At 73.6% G+C, this 15,824-nt stretch carries 14 protein-coding genes; 4 read left to right on the top strand and 10 right to left on the bottom strand.

Translation table 11 applies throughout. The features are described 5' to 3' along the window. Positions 1-26: 26 nt before the first annotated feature. The 8 genes from OV079_RS23070 to OV079_RS23035 all read right to left on the bottom strand — a co-directional run bounded on the left by OV079_RS23070 (position 27) and on the right by OV079_RS23035 (position 7,858). Complete coding sequence (locus OV079_RS23070; protein ID WP_267771017.1) at positions 27-1,223, bottom strand: acyl-CoA dehydrogenase family protein; 1,197 nt, start codon at positions 1,221-1,223, stop codon at positions 27-29. Positions 1,224-2,022: 799 nt separating this feature from the next. Then, positions 2,023-2,703, bottom strand: coding sequence for a hypothetical protein (locus tag OV079_RS23065; RefSeq protein WP_267771016.1), 681 nt, complete (start codon positions 2,701-2,703; stop codon positions 2,023-2,025). Then, positions 2,676-3,149, bottom strand: coding sequence for a hypothetical protein (locus OV079_RS23060; protein ID WP_267771015.1), 474 nt, complete (start codon positions 3,147-3,149; stop codon positions 2,676-2,678). The genes OV079_RS23065 and OV079_RS23060 overlap by 28 nt, the downstream gene beginning before the upstream one ends. A gap of 106 nt (positions 3,150-3,255) precedes the next feature. Continuing rightward, entirely contained in the window at positions 3,256-5,055 is a 1,800-nt protein-coding gene (locus tag OV079_RS23055) for a collagen-like domain-containing protein (protein WP_267771014.1), read from the bottom strand. Next, positions 5,052-5,606, bottom strand: coding sequence for a hypothetical protein (locus OV079_RS23050; protein ID WP_267771013.1), 555 nt, complete (start codon positions 5,604-5,606; stop codon positions 5,052-5,054). Before OV079_RS23050 ends, OV079_RS23055 begins: the two co-directional genes overlap by 4 nt. A gap of 511 nt (positions 5,607-6,117) precedes the next feature. Beyond that, the gene (locus tag OV079_RS23045; protein WP_267771012.1) at positions 6,118-7,065 is read right to left on the bottom strand and encodes a collagen-like protein; all 948 of its coding nucleotides are present in this window, start codon (positions 7,063-7,065) and stop codon (positions 6,118-6,120) included. Beyond that, entirely contained in the window at positions 6,990-7,316 is a 327-nt protein-coding gene (locus OV079_RS23040; RefSeq protein WP_267771011.1) for a hypothetical protein, read from the bottom strand. Before OV079_RS23040 ends, OV079_RS23045 begins: the two co-directional genes overlap by 76 nt. A gap of 2 nt (positions 7,317-7,318) precedes the next feature. Beyond that, positions 7,319-7,858 carry a hypothetical protein gene (locus tag OV079_RS23035; RefSeq protein WP_267771010.1) on the bottom strand — a complete coding sequence of 180 codons (540 nt, stop codon included), beginning with the start codon at positions 7,856-7,858 and terminating at the stop codon, positions 7,319-7,321. Between the two features lie 452 nt (positions 7,859-8,310). On the opposite strand from OV079_RS23035, the gene OV079_RS23030 reads away from it, so the two are divergent. Further along, positions 8,311-9,267 carry a tetratricopeptide repeat protein gene (locus OV079_RS23030; RefSeq protein ID WP_267771009.1) on the top strand — a complete coding sequence of 319 codons (957 nt, stop codon included), beginning with the start codon at positions 8,311-8,313 and terminating at the stop codon, positions 9,265-9,267. Positions 9,268-9,950: 683 nt separating this feature from the next. Beyond that, complete coding sequence (locus OV079_RS23025; RefSeq protein WP_267771008.1) at positions 9,951-12,080, top strand: sulfatase; 2,130 nt, start codon at positions 9,951-9,953, stop codon at positions 12,078-12,080. A 118-nt stretch (positions 12,081-12,198) separates the two neighbouring features. Here OV079_RS23025 and OV079_RS23020 read toward each other — a convergent pair whose 3' ends face one another. Then, complete coding sequence (locus tag OV079_RS23020; protein ID WP_267771007.1) at positions 12,199-12,804, bottom strand: DUF7677 family protein; 606 nt, start codon at positions 12,802-12,804, stop codon at positions 12,199-12,201. An 855-nt stretch (positions 12,805-13,659) separates the two neighbouring features. Here OV079_RS23020 and OV079_RS23015 point away from each other — a divergent pair. Further along, positions 13,660-14,049: a hypothetical protein gene (locus tag OV079_RS23015; protein ID WP_267771006.1), complete on the top strand. Its 390-nt coding sequence runs from the start codon at positions 13,660-13,662 to the stop codon at positions 14,047-14,049. Positions 14,050-14,147: 98 nt separating this feature from the next. Here the strand turns inward: OV079_RS23015 and OV079_RS23010 are convergent, their stop codons facing one another. Beyond that, positions 14,148-14,768 carry a glutathione S-transferase N-terminal domain-containing protein gene (locus tag OV079_RS23010; protein WP_267771005.1) on the bottom strand — a complete coding sequence of 207 codons (621 nt, stop codon included), beginning with the start codon at positions 14,766-14,768 and terminating at the stop codon, positions 14,148-14,150. A gap of 67 nt (positions 14,769-14,835) precedes the next feature. Here OV079_RS23010 and OV079_RS23005 point away from each other — a divergent pair, with 67 nt between their 5' ends. Continuing rightward, the gene (locus OV079_RS23005) at positions 14,836-15,771 is read left to right on the top strand and encodes a LysR family transcriptional regulator (RefSeq protein ID WP_267771004.1); all 936 of its coding nucleotides are present in this window, start codon (positions 14,836-14,838) and stop codon (positions 15,769-15,771) included. The last annotated feature ends 53 nt before the right edge of the window (positions 15,772-15,824 follow it).

Here is a 15,824-nt window from a genome sequence, read left to right as displayed (position 1 = left end):
GTGAGGCTGTTCGTCGCAGGGCCGCTTCACAGCAGCGGCAGGCCGCACGCGTGCTTCCCGATGAAGTCGTAGAGCAGGTCGGTCGTCGGCGACATCACGGTCGCCGCGTGGGCGTCGCGGAAGTGGCGTTCGACGCCGACTTCCTTGCGGAAGGCCGCGCCGCCGCAGATCCGCATGGCCAGCTCGGTGACCTCGGTGGCGACCTCGGCGGCGGCTGCCTTGACCTCGAGCACGCGCAGCAGGGCGTCGGGGCGGCTGCTCTCGAGGGCGGCGAGGGTGTCGGCCAGGAGGGCGCGGGCCATGTCGCGCTTGACGATGCAACGAGCGACGAAGGCGCGGATGGTCGGCAGGTCGGCGAGGGTCTGATCGATGTGGGCGAAGCGGGCCCGGCTGGCGTGGGCGATCGCGCCGGTCACCGCGGCGTCGACGAGCCCGACGTAGCAGGCGGCCGAGAGCACCTGGAAGTGCGGCAGGACGGTGGTCATCATGATGTCGAGGCCGCCGCCGTCGAGGCCGAGCATGGCCGAGGCGTCGACGAGGACGTTGTCGGCCCGGATCGGCGCCGACGAATTGCCGCGCAGGCCGAGGCCGTCGAACGGGCGCGGGACGCTGAGACCCGGGGCGCTCGCGGGCACCAGCCACAAGGTGCTGAGCTCCTGGGCGGCGACCGGCTGGCTCGACCACACGTAGCTGTCGGCCTGGCCGGCGGAGGTCGACCAGCTCTTCTCGGCGTCGAGGCGGATCTTGGCGCCGGCGACCGCCCGCGCGGTGCTGACGGGGGCCCAGAAGTGGCTGCGCGAGCCGGCCTCGGAGAAGGCGAGGGTGGTGATGTGCTCGCCGGCGGCGATGGCCGCCCGGACGGCGCGCGGGCCGTGGCGCTCGATCACCGCGGCCCCGCAATAATGCATACACAAGACCATGCCGGTCGAACCACACGCGCCGCCGACGAACTCGACGACCTCGGCCGCGGCCCGCAAGCCGAGGCCGGCGCCACCCACGTCCTCGGCGCTCGTGAGGCCGAGCAGGCCGGCGGCCCCCAGGCTGCGCATTGCGGTCCGCGGATACTGGCCGCGATCGACGTCGCAGGCGTGCGGAGCGATGATCTCTTCGACGATTCGCCGCGCGCGCGCTAGATACCCGGGGTCGCTGTTCATGGCCGTCATCGTCTTGTGCCTGGGTGGATAGGGCAAGCACGCGTGACCGAGGTTGCTCGAGGTGAGCATGCCCCGAACTGTGTTAGGAATCGCCGTTAGGTGTCGCGCGGCGGCCACAAGGGGCGAAACGGCGCGCAAGAGCTGCGCGCGTCGGCGCGTTCGCAGATCGGCAGATCGGGCGGGGCGCAGTGAATCGCGTTCAGCTGCCTGTCCGCGAGGCCATGCCGGTCGAGGTCGTCGGCGAGTCGAAGGGGCGTGCTTTCACAGGACCGCGGTCGCTCCCGCGCGAATGGTGGCAGCGACCGGCGGCACGGGCAGGCGCTCGCCGGGACGCGGGCGGCCGCCGGCGCTCCACGGAATGGTGGCAAAGACTGCGGCACCCGGGCGGCGGCCGGCGTTTCACGGAGTGATGGCAGCGACCGGCGGCACGGGCAGGCGCTCGCCGGGACGCGGGCGGCCGCCGGCGCTCCACGGAATGGTGGCAAAGACTGGCGGCACCCGGCGTTTCACGGAGTGATGGCAGCGACCGGCGGCACGGGCAGGCGCTCGCCGGGACGCGGGCGGCCGCCGGCGCTCCACGGAATGGTGGCAAAGACTGGCGGCACCCGGGCGGCCGCCGGCGTTCCACGGAATGGTGGCAGCGACGGGCGGGCGGGCAGCTCGCCGGCACCGGGCGGCCGCCGGCGGTTCACGGAATGGTGGCAGCGACTGACGGAGCGGGCAGGGTCGCCGGCACGCGAGTGGCCGCCGGCGGCAGTGCCCGGAATGATGGCTGGCGAACGGCGGGCGGCTCGGGCTGGCGCGCGCGTGCGGTGGTTATGCAAATGTCTCTCGGGACATGTCGCGCGATAGCGCAGCGGCGCTCGCCTCAGCCGCGCGCCTCGGGGTCCGGGCGCTCGCGCGGGGGCGGGGCTTGCGAGCCGTCGAAGGCGATGGGCACGGCCACCGAGACGTCGACGCCGGGGGGCTGGGGCAGCGCGGGCGGGGTCTGGGCGATCTGTCCCATCAGGCAGGTGCCGACGCCGGGCATGCCGGGCACGTCGGGGACGCCGAGCGCCACCATCTGGCCCTCGGCGGTGTAGGTGGCCTCGACCGTGAACGTGGCGGCGTAGTCCGAGCCCGCGGGCCAGCAGCGCTTGCGCAGGCTGTCGCGGCGGGCCTGGAAGTCGGCGCGCAGGGCCGCCTCGACGGCGGGCCGGGCCGCCTCGCTCGCCTCGCTGGCGGCGTTCAGGCCGGGGCTGCCCGTCAGGGGCGGGGACGGGGCGACCGGCTCGGCCGCGGGCCGCTCCCGGGTGGCGACCGCGGACGAGGCGGGCGTCCCCGGTTCGACGGTGCCGACCGGCATGGCGTGGCGCTCGGTGGCGCGGGCCGGGTCGTAGTCGGCGGCGCCGACGCCGAGTCGGCGGCCGTCGTCGTCGGCGGCCGCGCTCGCGGCCGAGGCCTCGGCCGAGGGCCCTGGTGCGGGCGCGTCGCCGACGAGCTGCCACGCGAGCAGACCGATGCCGGCGAGCAGCGCCGCGCTCACGAGGTAGAAGCTGCGCGAGGCCATGATGATGCTCCTTCGGACATGTCTTTCAGGACATTATGGAAAGGACAGGGGGAGGTCGGCCGTGACGACCTGACCAGGGCGGGGATCCGCAGCGCCGGCAGCTGGGCGAGCACGCACTGGGTGATCGCCTGCCGGGCCTCGCCGCGGGTCTCGACCACGCCGCGGGCGATCTGCGCGCCCTCGGGGTCGAAGGTGAAGTTGAAGGTGAACGAGATGGTCGGCGGCGACGCCTCGCCGGCGACCGCGGGCAGATAGCAGCTCTGACGCAGCGCGCCGCGGTGATAGGCGAGGGCGTTGGCGGCGTGCTGGCGCGCGACGGCGAGGTCGACCGGCGGGGGCGACGGCGGGGCCGATGCGAGCGCGGGGGGCTCGGGCGGAGCCGCGGGCGGAACGGCGGAGGCCGGGTTCAGGCCGCGGAGACCGAAGAAGAGGGCCAGCGCGAGCATGGCGCCAGCCAGGAGGATTGCCGTCGGGGTCGACACGGAGAGGCGGTAAGGGTGCCTGAACGCGCGCCCTGCTGCCAGCAGCAGCAGGGCGCGCCGGGCTGGCGGTTCAGTTGGTGATCTGGACCCAGCCGTTGACGGCGTCGTTGACGTCGAGCGTCACGTTGCTCCACTGGTGGCGCACACAGAAGCCGACCTCCCAGACGCCGGCCCCCGGGACGACCGTCCCCGAGGCCGTGTGCGTGAACGGCAGCCACTCGGTGTACGTGCTCTGGTAGTTGACGCCGCCGGCGAAGTTGGTCAGCGCATTGGCGCCGCTGCGATAACAGAGGTCGATGTCGACCGCCATGTAGAAGTCGGCGGTGCCGTGGCCGAGGCCCGCGGCGACCACTCCGGTGAGCCGCTGGTTGCCCACGGTCGTGAGCGAGACGGTCGGTCCGACGAACTGCCACGGCTGATTCGGGTTGTTGGCGCCGAAGATCTGCAGCGGCGCGAGGCCGCTGATCTTCGCCGTGGCGACGATGCCCGTGGCACCCTGCGGGCCCTGGGGGCCGGTGGGGCCGGCGGGGCCGGTGGGGCCGGCGGGGCCGGTGGGGCCGGCGGGGCCGGCGGGGCCGGCGGGACCGGCGGGACCGGCGGGACCGGTGGCTCCGGCGGGGCCGGCGGGGCCCATGGGGCCGATGGGGCCGGTGGGGCCGGCGGGGCCGGTGGGGCCGATCGGGCCGGCGGGACCGGTGGGACCGGCGGGGCCGGCGGGTCCGGGCGGGCCTTCGGCGCCCGCGGGGCCGGCGGGGCCGGGCTCGCCTTGCGCGCCCTGGACGCCCTGCGGGCCGGGCTCGCCCTGGGGGCCCTGGGCGCCGGCGGGGCCGGGCTCGCCTTGCGCGCCCTGGGGCCCCTGGGGGCCGGTCTCGCCCTGGGGACCCTGCGGGCCGGCGGGGCCGGGCTCGCCTTGCGCGCCCTGGGGCCCCTGGGGGCCGGTCTCGCCCTGGGGACCCTGCGGGCCGGCGGGGCCGGGCTCGCCTTGCGCGCCCTGGACGCCCTGGGGGCCGGTCTCGCCCTGGGGCCCCTGGGGACCCTGCGCGCCCTGGGGACCCTGCTGGCCCTGGGGACCCTGCGGGCCTTCGGGGCCGGCGGGACCGGCGGGACCGGCGGGACCGGCGGGACCGGCGGGGCCGGGCTGGCCGACGTCGCCGGCGGGCCCCTGCGGACCTTCGGGACCGGCGGGACCGGCCGGGCCGGCGGGGCCGGCGGGACCCTCGGGACCGGCCGGGCCGGCAGCGCCCTCGGGGCCGACGGGACCGGCAGGGCCGGCAGGACCGGCGGGGCCTTCGGGGCCGGCGGGGCCCTCGGGGCCGGCGGGACCGGCGGCCCCGGCAGGTCCGGGCGGGCCGGCGGGTCCGATCAATCCCGAAGGATCGCCGACCCATTGACCATTCTGATCGATGACCGGACCGAAGCCCTCGATATTGACATTGGTCGGGTTGATCTCGCCGCGGACGTCGCCGGCGAACATGGCGTAGGGGACGCTGACGATGGCGGCGCGAGGGGTCATCTCCGGGTCGGCGCCGACGGTGATGCCGAGCCAGCGGGTGGAGCCGTCGAAGACGTTCTCGTCGAGGACCAATTGCTCGCCGAGGCGGACGGAGAAGAAGCCCTCGTCGAAGTCGACGGTGATGGTCTCGGACCAGATCTCGTTGCCGGCGACCTCGGCGTCGTAGATGGTGAAGGTGAGGTCCTGGGTGCCGTCGACGGGCGAGCCGGTGCCGTCGAACAGGCGACCCTGATGGGTCACGAGCTCGGGGACCGCGAGCGCGCTGGCCTCGATCGGCGCCGCCCACGCGGCCGCGAGGACCGCCCCGAGCCACCATTTTTTCATCGTCAAGACAGGAGCGAAGCGTTGCGTCGTCATGGAGGGTTCCCGTTGGCGCCGATCAGGCCGCCTTGCAGGCGAAAGTTGTCCGAGGTGTAGACGCCCTGGTTCTGGGTCGGCTGACCCATTGTGAAGACCATGCGGAAGTTGGGGCTCTGGGCCACGGTCCCGCTGTTGACGGTCTGGGTGATCGACTTGCCGACGACCTCGTTGCCGGTGGTGCCGTCGGTGTCGGTATCCGTGGTGTCCGTGGTCGAGGTCGTGGTCGTCGAGGTCGTCGTCGTGGTGGTGTCGGTGGTGTCGGTGGTTTCGGTGGTGGTCGGGTTCGTCGGGTCGACCGCGGTGGTCGAGTCGGTGCCGGTCTCCGAGGTGGTCGGCGGCGTCTCCGTGGTGGTCCCGGGGACCGTGGTGGTCGGCGGCGATTCCGTGTCGGAGTCGTCCGTCGTCTGCGTGGTCGTGCCCTGCGCGGTGTCGGTGACCGTGGTCGTGTCGTCGGCGCACGCGCTCGCCAGCAGCGCGACGACGCCGAGCGCCGCCCACGGGCGCGGCGGCCCATGGGCCGTACTTCCAATCCATGCCATCAAGTGCATCCTCGCTCCCTATGCAATCTGCCGGCGGGCCCACACAGGTCCGCCGGTGGCCGCGAGACTATCCACGAAGACCGAGCACGCTGAAGGTCTCCGAGTGTGGTCGCGCGGAGACATTCGCGCCCGGCGCCGGCGCGGAAACTTCGCCGACGCGCGCGCGGGCGGTCTCGCGCGAATCGCGGGTGGGGCGGGCCGCTCGCGTCGAATCGCCGTTCGGACCGGCGCTCCGCGGCCACCACGGAGTCCCGGGGCCGATGCTCGAGTGTGAACATTACGCGCTCGACAGCGCCCGGGAGCGCGCCGCCGCTGGGGGCTGGCCGGGACGATCGCCGCCGCGCCCTCGCCCCGGACGGTGGCTGCCGTCTCGGCGCGGATTCGCCGCGGGCGCGGCGGGATTGCGGCGAGGGCAATGTTGCCAGTCGCGAGCGAACGGCGCGGTCGATGCAATGCGCGACCGCGCCTCACTGGCTGTCCTATGAGACATGTCGAGGCGCGGGGCGCCTCGTCGCACCGATCAATTCGTCAGCAGAACCCAGCCGTTGACGCGGTTGTTCTCGTCGAGCACCTCGCCGCCGTAATTGTTGCGGATGCACATGCCGACGGTCCAGGTGCCGGCGCCGGGCAGCACCGTGCCGGCCGCGGTGAACGAATTGGCGAATTGCTCGATCCGCGGCGACACGAAGTTGACCCCGCTGAAGTTCTTCAGCGGCTGCGCGCCCTCGCGGTAGCAGAGGTCGAGGTCGACCCGGCGCCAGGTGAGGGTCGTGCCGTGGGCGAGGCCCGCGGTGGCGGTGCCGGTCAGCCGCTGGCCGGCCTCGGCGACGATGACGACGGTCGGGCCGATGAACACCCAGGCGGGGTCGAGCGGGACGTCGTCGATGGCGCCGGCGAAGCTCGCGGTCGCGACGATGCCGGTGGGCCCCTGCGGGCCTTGCGGGCCGGCGGGGCCTTGCGGGCCTTGCGGGCCTTGCGGGCCGCTGGGGCCCTGCACGCCGGCGGGGCCGGCCGGACCGGCGGGGCCGGTGGCGCCTGCGGGACCGGCGGGACCGGCGGGGCCCATCGGACCGGCAGGCCCGGTGGCACCGGCGGGACCGGCAGGACCCGCGGGGCCGGGGGCGCCTTCGGGGCCGGCGGGGCCGGCAGGACCGGCGGGGCCTTCGGGGCCGGCGGGGCCGGCGGGGCCCTCGGGGCCGGCGGGACCGGCGGCCCCGGCGGGTCCGGGCGGGCCGGCGGGTCCGATCAATCCCGAGGGATCGCCGACCCATTGACCGTTCTGATCGATGACCGGACCGAAGCCCTGGATATTGACATGGGTGGGGTTGATCTCGCCGCGGACGTCGCCGGCGAACATGGCGTAGGGGACGCTGACGATGGCGGCGCGGGGGGTCATCTCCGGGTCGGCGCCGACGGTGATGCCGAGCCAGCGGGTGGAGCCGTCGAAGACGTTCTCGTCGAGGACCATTGCTCGCCGAGGCGGACGGAGAAGTAGCCCTCGTCGAAGTCGACGGTGATGGTCTCGGACCACAGCTCGTTGCCGGCGAGCTCGGCGTCGTAGATGGTGAAGGTGAGGTCCTGGGTGCCGCTCACGGGCGAGCCGGTGGTGTCGAACAGGCGGCCCTGGTGGGTCACGAGCTCGGGCACCGCGAGGGCGCGCGCCTCTGTCGGGGTCAGGGTGGCGACGGCGAGGGCCGCGGCGAGTCCGAATCGTTGCATCGTCATGGAGGGCTCCCGTTGGCGCCGATCAGGCCGCCGCGCAGGCTGAAGTTGTCCGAGGTGTAGAGGCCCTGATTTTGGGTCGGCTGGCCCAGGGTGAAGACCATGCGGAAGTTGGGGCTCGTGGCCACGGTCCCGCTGTTGACGGTCTGGGTGATCGACGTGCCGGCGACCGCGTCGCCGGTGGTGGTGTCGGTGTCCGTCGAGCCGGTGTCGGTGGTGCCGGTCGTGGTCGTCGTGGTCGTCGTCGTCGAATCGGTGGTGGTCGGCGCGATCGTGGTGGTCGGCTCGCCGGTGGTGGTCGAGTCGGTGCTGGTGCTCGTCGGCGCGACGGTGGTGGTCGGCGCGACGGTGGTGGGCGGCTCGTCCGTGGTGACGGTCGATTCGTCGGTGGTCTGCGTGGTGGTGCCCTGCGCCGTGTCGGTCACCGTGGTGGTGTCGTCGGCACAGCCGACGAGCAGCGCGGCGGCGGCGAAGCTCGCCCACCAGCCGGGCCGCGGCGGGCCGTGGGCCCCCGTCGCTGTCGATCCCATGAGCTGCATCGTTGCTCCTCTAGCCAATCCGCCGGCGCCGCTCAGGGCCGCCGGCGAGGGCAGAGTAGCCGCGACGCCGCGCGCCGCGAAGGGCTTTCGGGCGGCCTCGCCAGGTCGTCGCGATCCGCGATGCGCGAAATCACGCGCGGCCGACAGTCGGCGCCGCGGGCCGCGGTGTGGCCATTTCACCGCGGCCGGCCGGGCCGGTGCGTCGGGCCGGGACGGGGCGCCGCCCGGTCTCGCGGCGAACGGCGATCGGGCCGCAGCGGCATGTCTCGAAGGACATGTCCCGGGCTGGCCCCGCCTGTCCGAAGGGGCAGCTCCTCGATCGAGCCGGCGGCCGCGTGGCTCGGGCGGACGCCGATGCGAGATGTGGGCGGCGAGATCGTGGCGAAGCAGAGGCGGACTTCCTCACACGCCGTCGCCGCGAAATCCCGAGCAGGTCGCGGTAGCGTCGCGCGATGGACGAACGCGAGAAGGACACGCGCGAGAAGATCGAGGCGCTGAAGGCCGCGCTGGCCCGCACGGGCGCCGCCGAGGAGCTTTACGAACAACACCGGATCGCCGAGGTCGCCCTCGATTTTCGTCAGTCCGACGAGATCGCCGGGCTGCCGCCGGTCGACGAGGCGCTGGTCGACGAGCTGCGCGCGCTGTCGCTGGAGGCGCTCAAGCGGGCCGCCACGGGCGGCCACACGGACGCGGCGATCGGGCTGGCGCGGCGGGTCCTGCAGCACGAGGACTCGGAGCTCGCGGGCGCGGCGTGGCCGGCGTTGACGCGCCAGGCCGCGGCGGACGAGAGCGGCGCGCTCGACGTGCTGATCAGCTACATGTGGACGCGCGGGCTGGGCGGGCCGGACGGCAGCGACGGCGACGAGGACGAGGCCCGCGCCGCGGCGGTGCGCGCCGCCGAGAAGGGCAACGCCGACGGCCTGTTCGAGGCCGCGGTGCTGGTCGGGCGCAGCGACCCGGACGCCGGCCGCGCCTACAACGCCAAGGCCGCCGCGCTCGGGCAGCCGCGGGCGATGTTCAACGAGGGCTATTACGCGGAGACCGGCGACCGCGTGCCCCAGGACGACGCGGTCGCGTTCCAGTGGTACCGCAAGGCCGCCGACCTCGGGCACGTCAAGGCGGGCGCGCTGGTCGGCATCAAGTGCTACCAGGGCCGCGGCCACGCCCGTGACCCGGAGATCATCACGCAATACCTCGGGATCGCCCAGTCCGGCGGCTTCCCGTGGGCCAGCCTCGCCGAGGTGCTGGCCGTCAGCGACGAGGAGATCGCCGAGATGCGCGCGATCGCCGGCATCGAGGAGGACGACTACGACCCGTACGGCGACGCCGACGAGGACGACGAGGACGAGGACGACGAAGACGCTGAGGGCGAGGACATGGACGACGAGGACGTGGACGAGAAGAACTGAGATGGCTTTCGGGACATGTTTTGAAAGCCATGTCCCAAGGGCTCGCCACGCCTGTTGAGCAAGGCGCCCCGTCGATGGATGGGAACGAACTGCGAGCGACGGGGCCGGCGCTCCCCGCGGCGGTGCTCGCCGCGTGTGGGAGTTCGTGTCGCTGAAGGACATGCGGAGCGGCGGCTGGCGCCGGCCGCGGGGTTTCCCGGGGCGAGCTCGTATGGCTGAAAGGACATGCGGAGCGGCTGCGGCTGGCGCCCGCCGCGGGCCTGCGGGCGAGCTCGTATGGCCGAAAGGACATGCGGAGCGGGCGGAGGTTGGCGCTCGCTGCGGGACCTCGGTGGGGCGCTCCTACGGCTGAGAGACATGCGGCGCGACCGGGTCGGGTCTGGCTAGCATGGCTGAAGGGACATGCCCTTGGGAGCATGTCTTTTGGAACATCCGTGGAGCCGCGGGCCATCGCGCGCGGCGCGTCGCGCGTCGCGCGCGATGGCGCGTCCTCGGCGGGGTGATCGCGGCCTTCGTGCGCTTCGGCATGCACCCGGGCCCCGGATCGCGATCGGGGCCGGAAGGCCGCCTGGGCGGCCTCTGCCGGGCCGGCGGCCGCACCGACCTCTGCAAATGTGAGCGCCGGCAAACATCGTCACGCTTCCGTCACGCCGCGACGTCGGGCACAATGCGGCGCTGCCGCGATGTCCGTCGAAGATCCGCCCAGAACGGCGTTCCTGGCCCATATTCCGTTTGCCGCCGGGGTCGCCGGCCTGGCTTCCCTGATCGATTTCCTCGGCGGGGGGCAGGGTGTGGGCGTGTCGGCGGCGCTGGCCGCCCTCGGGGTCGGCGTCGGCGCCGGCGCGGTGCTCGGAGGCGTGTTCGCCGGGGTGCTGCGCGGGCTCCGGCGGCTGCCGCCGTGGGGGCGGGCGCTCGCGTGGCTGGCGATCGGCGCCGGCCTCACCGCCTGGCTCATGGACCAGCTCGGGGTGTTCGCCCGCTTCGGCGGCAAGGACCACGCCGACGCCGTGGCCGCGGCGGTCGCCGGCGTGGGCGCGGGTCTCGGGCTGGCGGTCCTCGGGTTCCTCGCCCAGCCGTCGGCCGACAAGCCGGCCTGGCTGTCGCGCACGCGGAAGCGGCCGCTGTGGACCGGCCCGCTGCTCACCCTGGCGGCGATCGGCTTCATCGTCGCCGACCGCCAGGTGGGCGTCGACAACTACCCCGCGGCGCACACGGCCCTGCGGGTGATGGCGGTGCTGATGCTGACCATCACCGGCGTCATCTGCATGCGCTACTGGCCCCGGCGCCTGCGCCTGCCCGCGTGGGGGCGGCGCGTCGGCGCCGGCCTGCTCGCGCTGCCGTTCGTGTGGGCGCTCGTGGTCGTCGACGGCGACCGCGACCTGCTCGCGGGCCTGCTCGCGCGGCCGTTCTCGAGCCTGTCGCTGCGGACGCTGCGGACCCTCGGCGACGTCGACCGCGACGGCTACTCGCCGATCCTCGGCGGTGGCGACTGCGCCCCGTTCAACGCCGCGGTCCACCCGTTCGCGCGCGAGCTGCCCGGCAACGGCGTCGACGACAACTGCATCCTCGGCGACCTGGCCGTCGAGGCGCCGCCGGCCGATCCGCCGGTGCCCGACAAGCCGCCGCCGACCAGCGTCATCCTCATCACCATCGACACCCTGCGCGCCGACCACGTCAGCTGGGGCGGCAAGCGCAACACCACCCCCGAGATGAAGAAGTGGTCCGAGAGCGGGACCCGCTTCGTCCGCGCCTACACCGGCGGCTCGTGGACCAGCCTCGCCCTGTCCTCGCTGTTCCGCGGGGTGTACCCGCGGCGGCTGGTGTGGAACCCCTTCTACGAGACCAACAAGTTCCGCCTGCTGCGCAGCACCGAGATGGATCAGCTGGACGACGGCGAGCTGGTCAAGCTGAAGTTCGGCCTGCCGGCGCCCGACAAGTACGTGCCGCTGCAGACCTTCTTGAAGCGGCGCGGCATGTACACCGCGGCGGTCATCGACGACGGCTCGACCGGCTTCCTCGACGCCTCGACCGGCGCCTACCCCGACTTCGACGAGTACCAGGAGGTCTCGGGCAAGTCGCTCGACGTCGCCGTCACCGACGCGGCGATCAAGATCCTCGACGCGCAGCCGAAGGACCGCCCGTTCTTCCTGTGGGCCCATTACTTCGGCCCGCACGGCGGCCACTCGTGGCACCGCGGCGTGCCGCGCTGGGGCAACAGCGTGGTCGGCAAGTACGACCACGAGGTCGCCTGGACCGACAAGCAGGTCGGCCGCCTGCTCGAGCGCATCGACGAGCTCGCCAAGGAGCGCGAGATCGCCGTCATCATCACCGCCGACCACGGCGAGAGCCTGGGCGCCAAGCGGCGCACCCACGGCGTCGGCGTCGGCGAGGACGACATCCGCGTGCCGCTGGTCGTCCGCGGCCCCGGCTTCGCCCCCGGCACCACCTCGAAGCAGCTCGTCGGCACCGTCGACGTGATGCCGACGATCCTCAAGTGGACCGAGACCCCGGCGCCCGACGGCCTCGACGGCCGCGACCTCGCCGGCATCCTGTCCAACCCCGCGTCCAACAAGAACCGCGTGCTGGTCGCCGAGACCTGGCGCTTCGTCGCCAACGGCGACGCGACCCACAACATGGTCACGGTGTTCGACGGCACCTTCAAGCTGGTGTGCAACCTGCTCGACGAGGCGCTGTCGGCCCGCAAGCAGCAGGGCGACAAGCCGCTGCCGTACGGCGAGCCGAAGATCGAGCGGCTGCAGGACGCGCTCGACCAGTACCTCGAGCGCACCGGGCCGCCGAACTTCGTCGACTGAGAGGATGTCCGGACGGGCATGCTCTCCGAGACATGCCCGCGAAGACATGGCCTGAAGGACATGCCCGACGGCTCGCCGGTCCGCCGCAGGCGCGGGCCCCTGGCCGCGTCGCCCCGGCTCACAGCCGCAGGACCGTCTCGTCTTCGGTGAGCTCGGGCTCGACCTCGTAGTCGTCGTCGACCAGGCTGCGGACGTGCTGGGCGGTGCGACGGACGGCGGCCGCCTCGTCGCCGGTGAGCGCCAGGACGTTGGTGAAGATCGCCATGATGAGCTCGAACGTGCTGCCCGCCCCCGTGCCGCCGCAGGTCACGAGCGACACGTACTCGCGGCCCGCGAGCAGCTCGGGCGCGAGCCGGCCCTCGCCGAGCGCGGCCGCGAAGCGGGCCACCGCGTCGAGCCAGGGCACGCCGCAGCCGGGCGCGAGCTCGGCCGCGCTCACGGGGGGCTCGATGGTCTGCGCCGGCCGGAACGTGCTGCGGAACCATCGCGCGGCGCGAAGGTCCGCGCCGCCGGAACCAAGCGGGGCGCCGCTCAGCTCGGCCGCGCGGGCGTGGGCGTAGACGCTGAACAGCTGGCCGAGCGCCGGGCCGGGCCGGGCCAGCGCGTCGAGGTAGTCGACCCGGTCGTAGCCCCGCTCGAGCGGCAAGAAGAGCGTGCCGTTGCCGACATAGAACGCGAAAAAGCGGAGGCGGCCGCAGTCCTCTTGGGATGGTCCGGCGATCATCGTCGGCGCCAGCGTATCAGGTGAGGCGCGGCGACACCGGCCGGCGGAGGAGCAAACATCTAGAGGCGCCCTCTCGCCGCTCGCGGCGGTTGGCGCGAAAACGACCGTGGGCTATTCGTCGCGCCATGAGCCAGAAGCAGCACCGCAGCGCGCAGCGCCGCGCCGAGAAGCGACACCGCCGGGAGGTCGAGCGCCGGCGAGCCCGGGCCGTCGCGCGCACGGAGGACCCCGTGGTGCCCGCCCTGCTGGGTCGCCGCGCCGGGGATGACGTGCCGAGCGTGGACGAGGAGACGGTGGTGCATCCGTACCTGAGCCACCGCTTTCGCGAGCGCGAGTTCCTCGTCGGCGGTTCACGGTGGCTGTGGCGGCGGGAGATGCCTGGCTTCTGGACGCACGCCGAGGTCGCCGCCCTCGCCGACGACGCCCTGTTCGCCGCCCTCGCCGAGCGCGGCCTCGTCGTGTCGCGGGCCGACGTCCTCGGCCACATCGCCCGCATGCCGGCCGGAGGCTCCGCCTGGCGCATGTCCCGGATTTACTGGTTGCCCGCAGTTCGCTCGCGCTCGCTGTCGGCGCCGGACCGCGACTTCCTCGGGCTCGCCGCGGTCGAGCTGTGGCGCCGTCTTCGCCCCGAAGATCCGCCGCTCGAGTCGTTGCTGGCGATCCTCGCGGACGCCGACGATCTGCCGGACGACGACGTGACCGGGCAATTCGGCGGTCGGATCCGCTTCCTCGCGGCAGTGCGCGCGGGGCGGACCGGACAGCGCCGGCGAGATCGGCGGCGTCCGGCTCCTGCTCGGCGAGGAGTGCACGCGCCTGGCCATCCAGGCACTAAGTCTCACCGACGACCACCCGGAGTTGGCCGCCGAGGTGATCGCCGAAGTGGAGCATTGGCTCGGCCGGTTCGACCTCGACGAAGACACATTCTTGCAGCGCCTGCTCGGCATGATCTGCGACAGGATCGGCCGTCTCGCCGAGGCCGAGGCGCACCTCCGCGTCGCGCTGGCGCAGCGGCCCGACCAAGCTGCGACCCGCAGGGTGCTGGCACTGCATCTCCACGAGCATGCCGGAGGCGATCGGGCGCGCCTCGTCGAGGCCCTCGAGCTGTGGGATTCGGCGCGACGAATCGACGCGGTCGACGAGGAGGACGAGGACTTCGACGAAGAAGACGCGCTGTTTCGGGAGATCCGCGAGGACCTCGTCGAGAGCCTCCGCCTGCACGACGCGGCTGCGGAAGCCGCAGAGTGAGGGCCACGCGTCACGACGCGGGCCGGCGGGGTCCGTCCTGCAGGCCCTCGCGCGTCACGACGTTCGCGGCTCGAACCTGTGCATCAGGTGTTTGTCCCTCACGCCTTCAGCCCCTCGGCGGCGAAGGTCGCGACGACCGCGGGCCGCTCGGCGACGCGGGCCAGGAACGCGGCCAGGTGCGGCGGCAGCTCGCCGGCGAACAGCTTGTGGTAGGTGCGGAGCGCGAAGAAGGCGTAGGCGTCGACCACGGTGAACCGCTCGCCGTGGAAGAACGGCCGCTCGCCGAGGTCCTGGGCCAGCAGCTCGACGCGCGCGGCCAGGCGCTGGCCCGCCCAGCGTTTGGCCTCCTCGCCGGCGTTCGGCATGATCGTGAACGGCGCGAAGCCCTTGTGCAGCTCGGTGGAGATGAAGATCAGCCGCTCGTCGAAGCGGATCCGCTCGAGCCCGCCGTGGCGCGGCGCCAGCCCGGCCTCCGGCCAGGTGTCGGCGACGTACTGCAGCAGGACGGCGGTCTCGGTCAGCACGCCGCCGTCCGGCAGCCGCAGGGCCGGCACGTAGCCCTTGGGATTGATGCGCGCGAAGTCGTCGCCGGTTTCGGTCTTGAGGGGGCGCAGGTCGACGCGCACCGCCTCGAAGCTGGCGCCCGCCTCGCGCAGGGCGATGTGCGGGGCCAGCGAGCAGACGCCGGGATAGTAGTACAGTTGCAGCGGCTCGGTCATGCGTCCGGGTCTACGCGACCGGCGGCGCTTGAACAATCCCGGGCGATTGATCAATCTGTTCAGCGCCATGAACAGCCGCCCCGACTTCGCCGCGATCGAGGCGTTCGTCCGCGTCGCCGAGACCGGCAGCTTCCGCGCCGCCGCCCTCGCCCTGGCGGCGCCGGTGTCGACCGTCAGCGTCCAGGTCAGCCGGCTCGAGGAGCGGCTCGGCACCCGCCTGTTCGAGCGCACGACCCGGCGGGTGCGCCTCACCGACGAGGGCCAGCGGTACTTCGAGCAGGTCCGCACCGGGCTCGACGTCGTCACCGAGGCCGAGCGCACGATCGCCGAGGCGCGCGGGGAGGCGCGCGGGCGCCTGCGGATCGCCGCGCCGAGCGGCTTCGGCGAGGGCGTGCTCGGGCGGGTGCTCGGCCGCTTCACGCAGGAGCACCCGCACGTCGACGTCGAGATCGAGCTCGCCGCGGGCCAGCTCGATCCGCTGCGCGACGGCTTCGACGTCGTCATCCAGGCCGAGCCGCCCGCGAGCGCGTCGCTGGTGGCGCGCAAGCTCGGCGCGCCGGCCAAGTACCGCATGGTGGCGAGCGCCGAGTACCTGGCGCGCCGCGGCACGCCGGCGCACCCGCGCGAGCTGGCCAAGCACGTGTGCCTGGTGATGGGCACGCGCCGCGAGGCGACCACCTGGCGCTTCTCCAAGGGCTCGGCCCGCGCGGCCATCGTGCATCGCCACGCCACCGCCAACAGCTGGCCGCTGATCCGCGACCTCGCGGTGTCGGGCTGCGGGATCGCCAGGCTGCCCGAATACCTGGCGGCGCCCGCCATCTCGGAGGGCCGGGTGGTCTCGGTGCTCGACGACTACTGCCCGGCGGTGGAGCAGATGTACGCGGTCTACGCCCGCAGCCGCCACGTGCCGGCGCGGCTCAGCAGCTTCGTCGGGGCGCTGCAGAAGTTCCTGTCGGTGTGGCCGGGGTGCTTGCCGAAGCCGCCGGGGCGGGCGCAGTCGTGAGCGGAGCGCGGACGATGAGCACGCATCCGTCGATGTTCAGCGCGCTGCAGCGG

Origin of the sequence: Nannocystis pusilla (genome assembly GCF_026626665.1) — a bacterium.
Taxonomy (GTDB): Bacteria; Myxococcota_A; Polyangia; order Nannocystales; family Nannocystaceae; genus Nannocystis; species Nannocystis pusilla.
This window is presented reverse-complemented; position numbering and strand designations above follow the sequence as displayed.

What these genes read in the sequence shown, in the direction of transcription:
- OV079_RS23070 (WP_267771017.1), bottom strand. Translation starts at nt 1,223, where the DNA reads ATGCTCACCTCGAGCAACCTCGGTCACGCGTGCTTGCCCTATCCACCC.
- OV079_RS23065 (WP_267771016.1), bottom strand. Translation starts at nt 2,703, where the DNA reads ATGGCCTCGCGCAGCTTCTACCTCGTGAGCGCGGCGCTGCTCGCCGGC.
- OV079_RS23060 (WP_267771015.1), bottom strand. Translation starts at nt 3,149, where the DNA reads ATGCTCGCGCTGGCCCTCTTCTTCGGTCTCCGCGGCCTGAACCCGGCC.
- OV079_RS23055 (WP_267771014.1), bottom strand. Translation starts at nt 5,055, where the DNA reads ATGACGACGCAACGCTTCGCTCCTGTCTTGACGATGAAAAAATGGTGG.
- OV079_RS23050 (WP_267771013.1), bottom strand. Translation starts at nt 5,606, where the DNA reads ATGCACTTGATGGCATGGATTGGAAGTACGGCCCATGGGCCGCCGCGC.
- OV079_RS23045 (WP_267771012.1), bottom strand. Translation starts at nt 7,065, where the DNA reads ATGGTCCTCGACGAGAACGTCTTCGACGGCTCCACCCGCTGGCTCGGC.
- OV079_RS23040 (WP_267771011.1), bottom strand. Translation starts at nt 7,316, where the DNA reads ATGCAACGATTCGGACTCGCCGCGGCCCTCGCCGTCGCCACCCTGACC.
- OV079_RS23035 (WP_267771010.1), bottom strand. Translation starts at nt 7,858, where the DNA reads ATGCAGCTCATGGGATCGACAGCGACGGGGGCCCACGGCCCGCCGCGG.
- OV079_RS23030 (WP_267771009.1), top strand. Translation starts at nt 8,311, where the DNA reads ATGGACGAACGCGAGAAGGACACGCGCGAGAAGATCGAGGCGCTGAAG.
- OV079_RS23025 (WP_267771008.1), top strand. Translation starts at nt 9,951, where the DNA reads ATGTCCGTCGAAGATCCGCCCAGAACGGCGTTCCTGGCCCATATTCCG.
- OV079_RS23020 (WP_267771007.1), bottom strand. Translation starts at nt 12,804, where the DNA reads ATGATCGCCGGACCATCCCAAGAGGACTGCGGCCGCCTCCGCTTTTTC.
- OV079_RS23010 (WP_267771005.1), bottom strand. Translation starts at nt 14,768, where the DNA reads ATGACCGAGCCGCTGCAACTGTACTACTATCCCGGCGTCTGCTCGCTG.
- OV079_RS23005 (WP_267771004.1), top strand. Translation starts at nt 14,836, where the DNA reads ATGAACAGCCGCCCCGACTTCGCCGCGATCGAGGCGTTCGTCCGCGTC.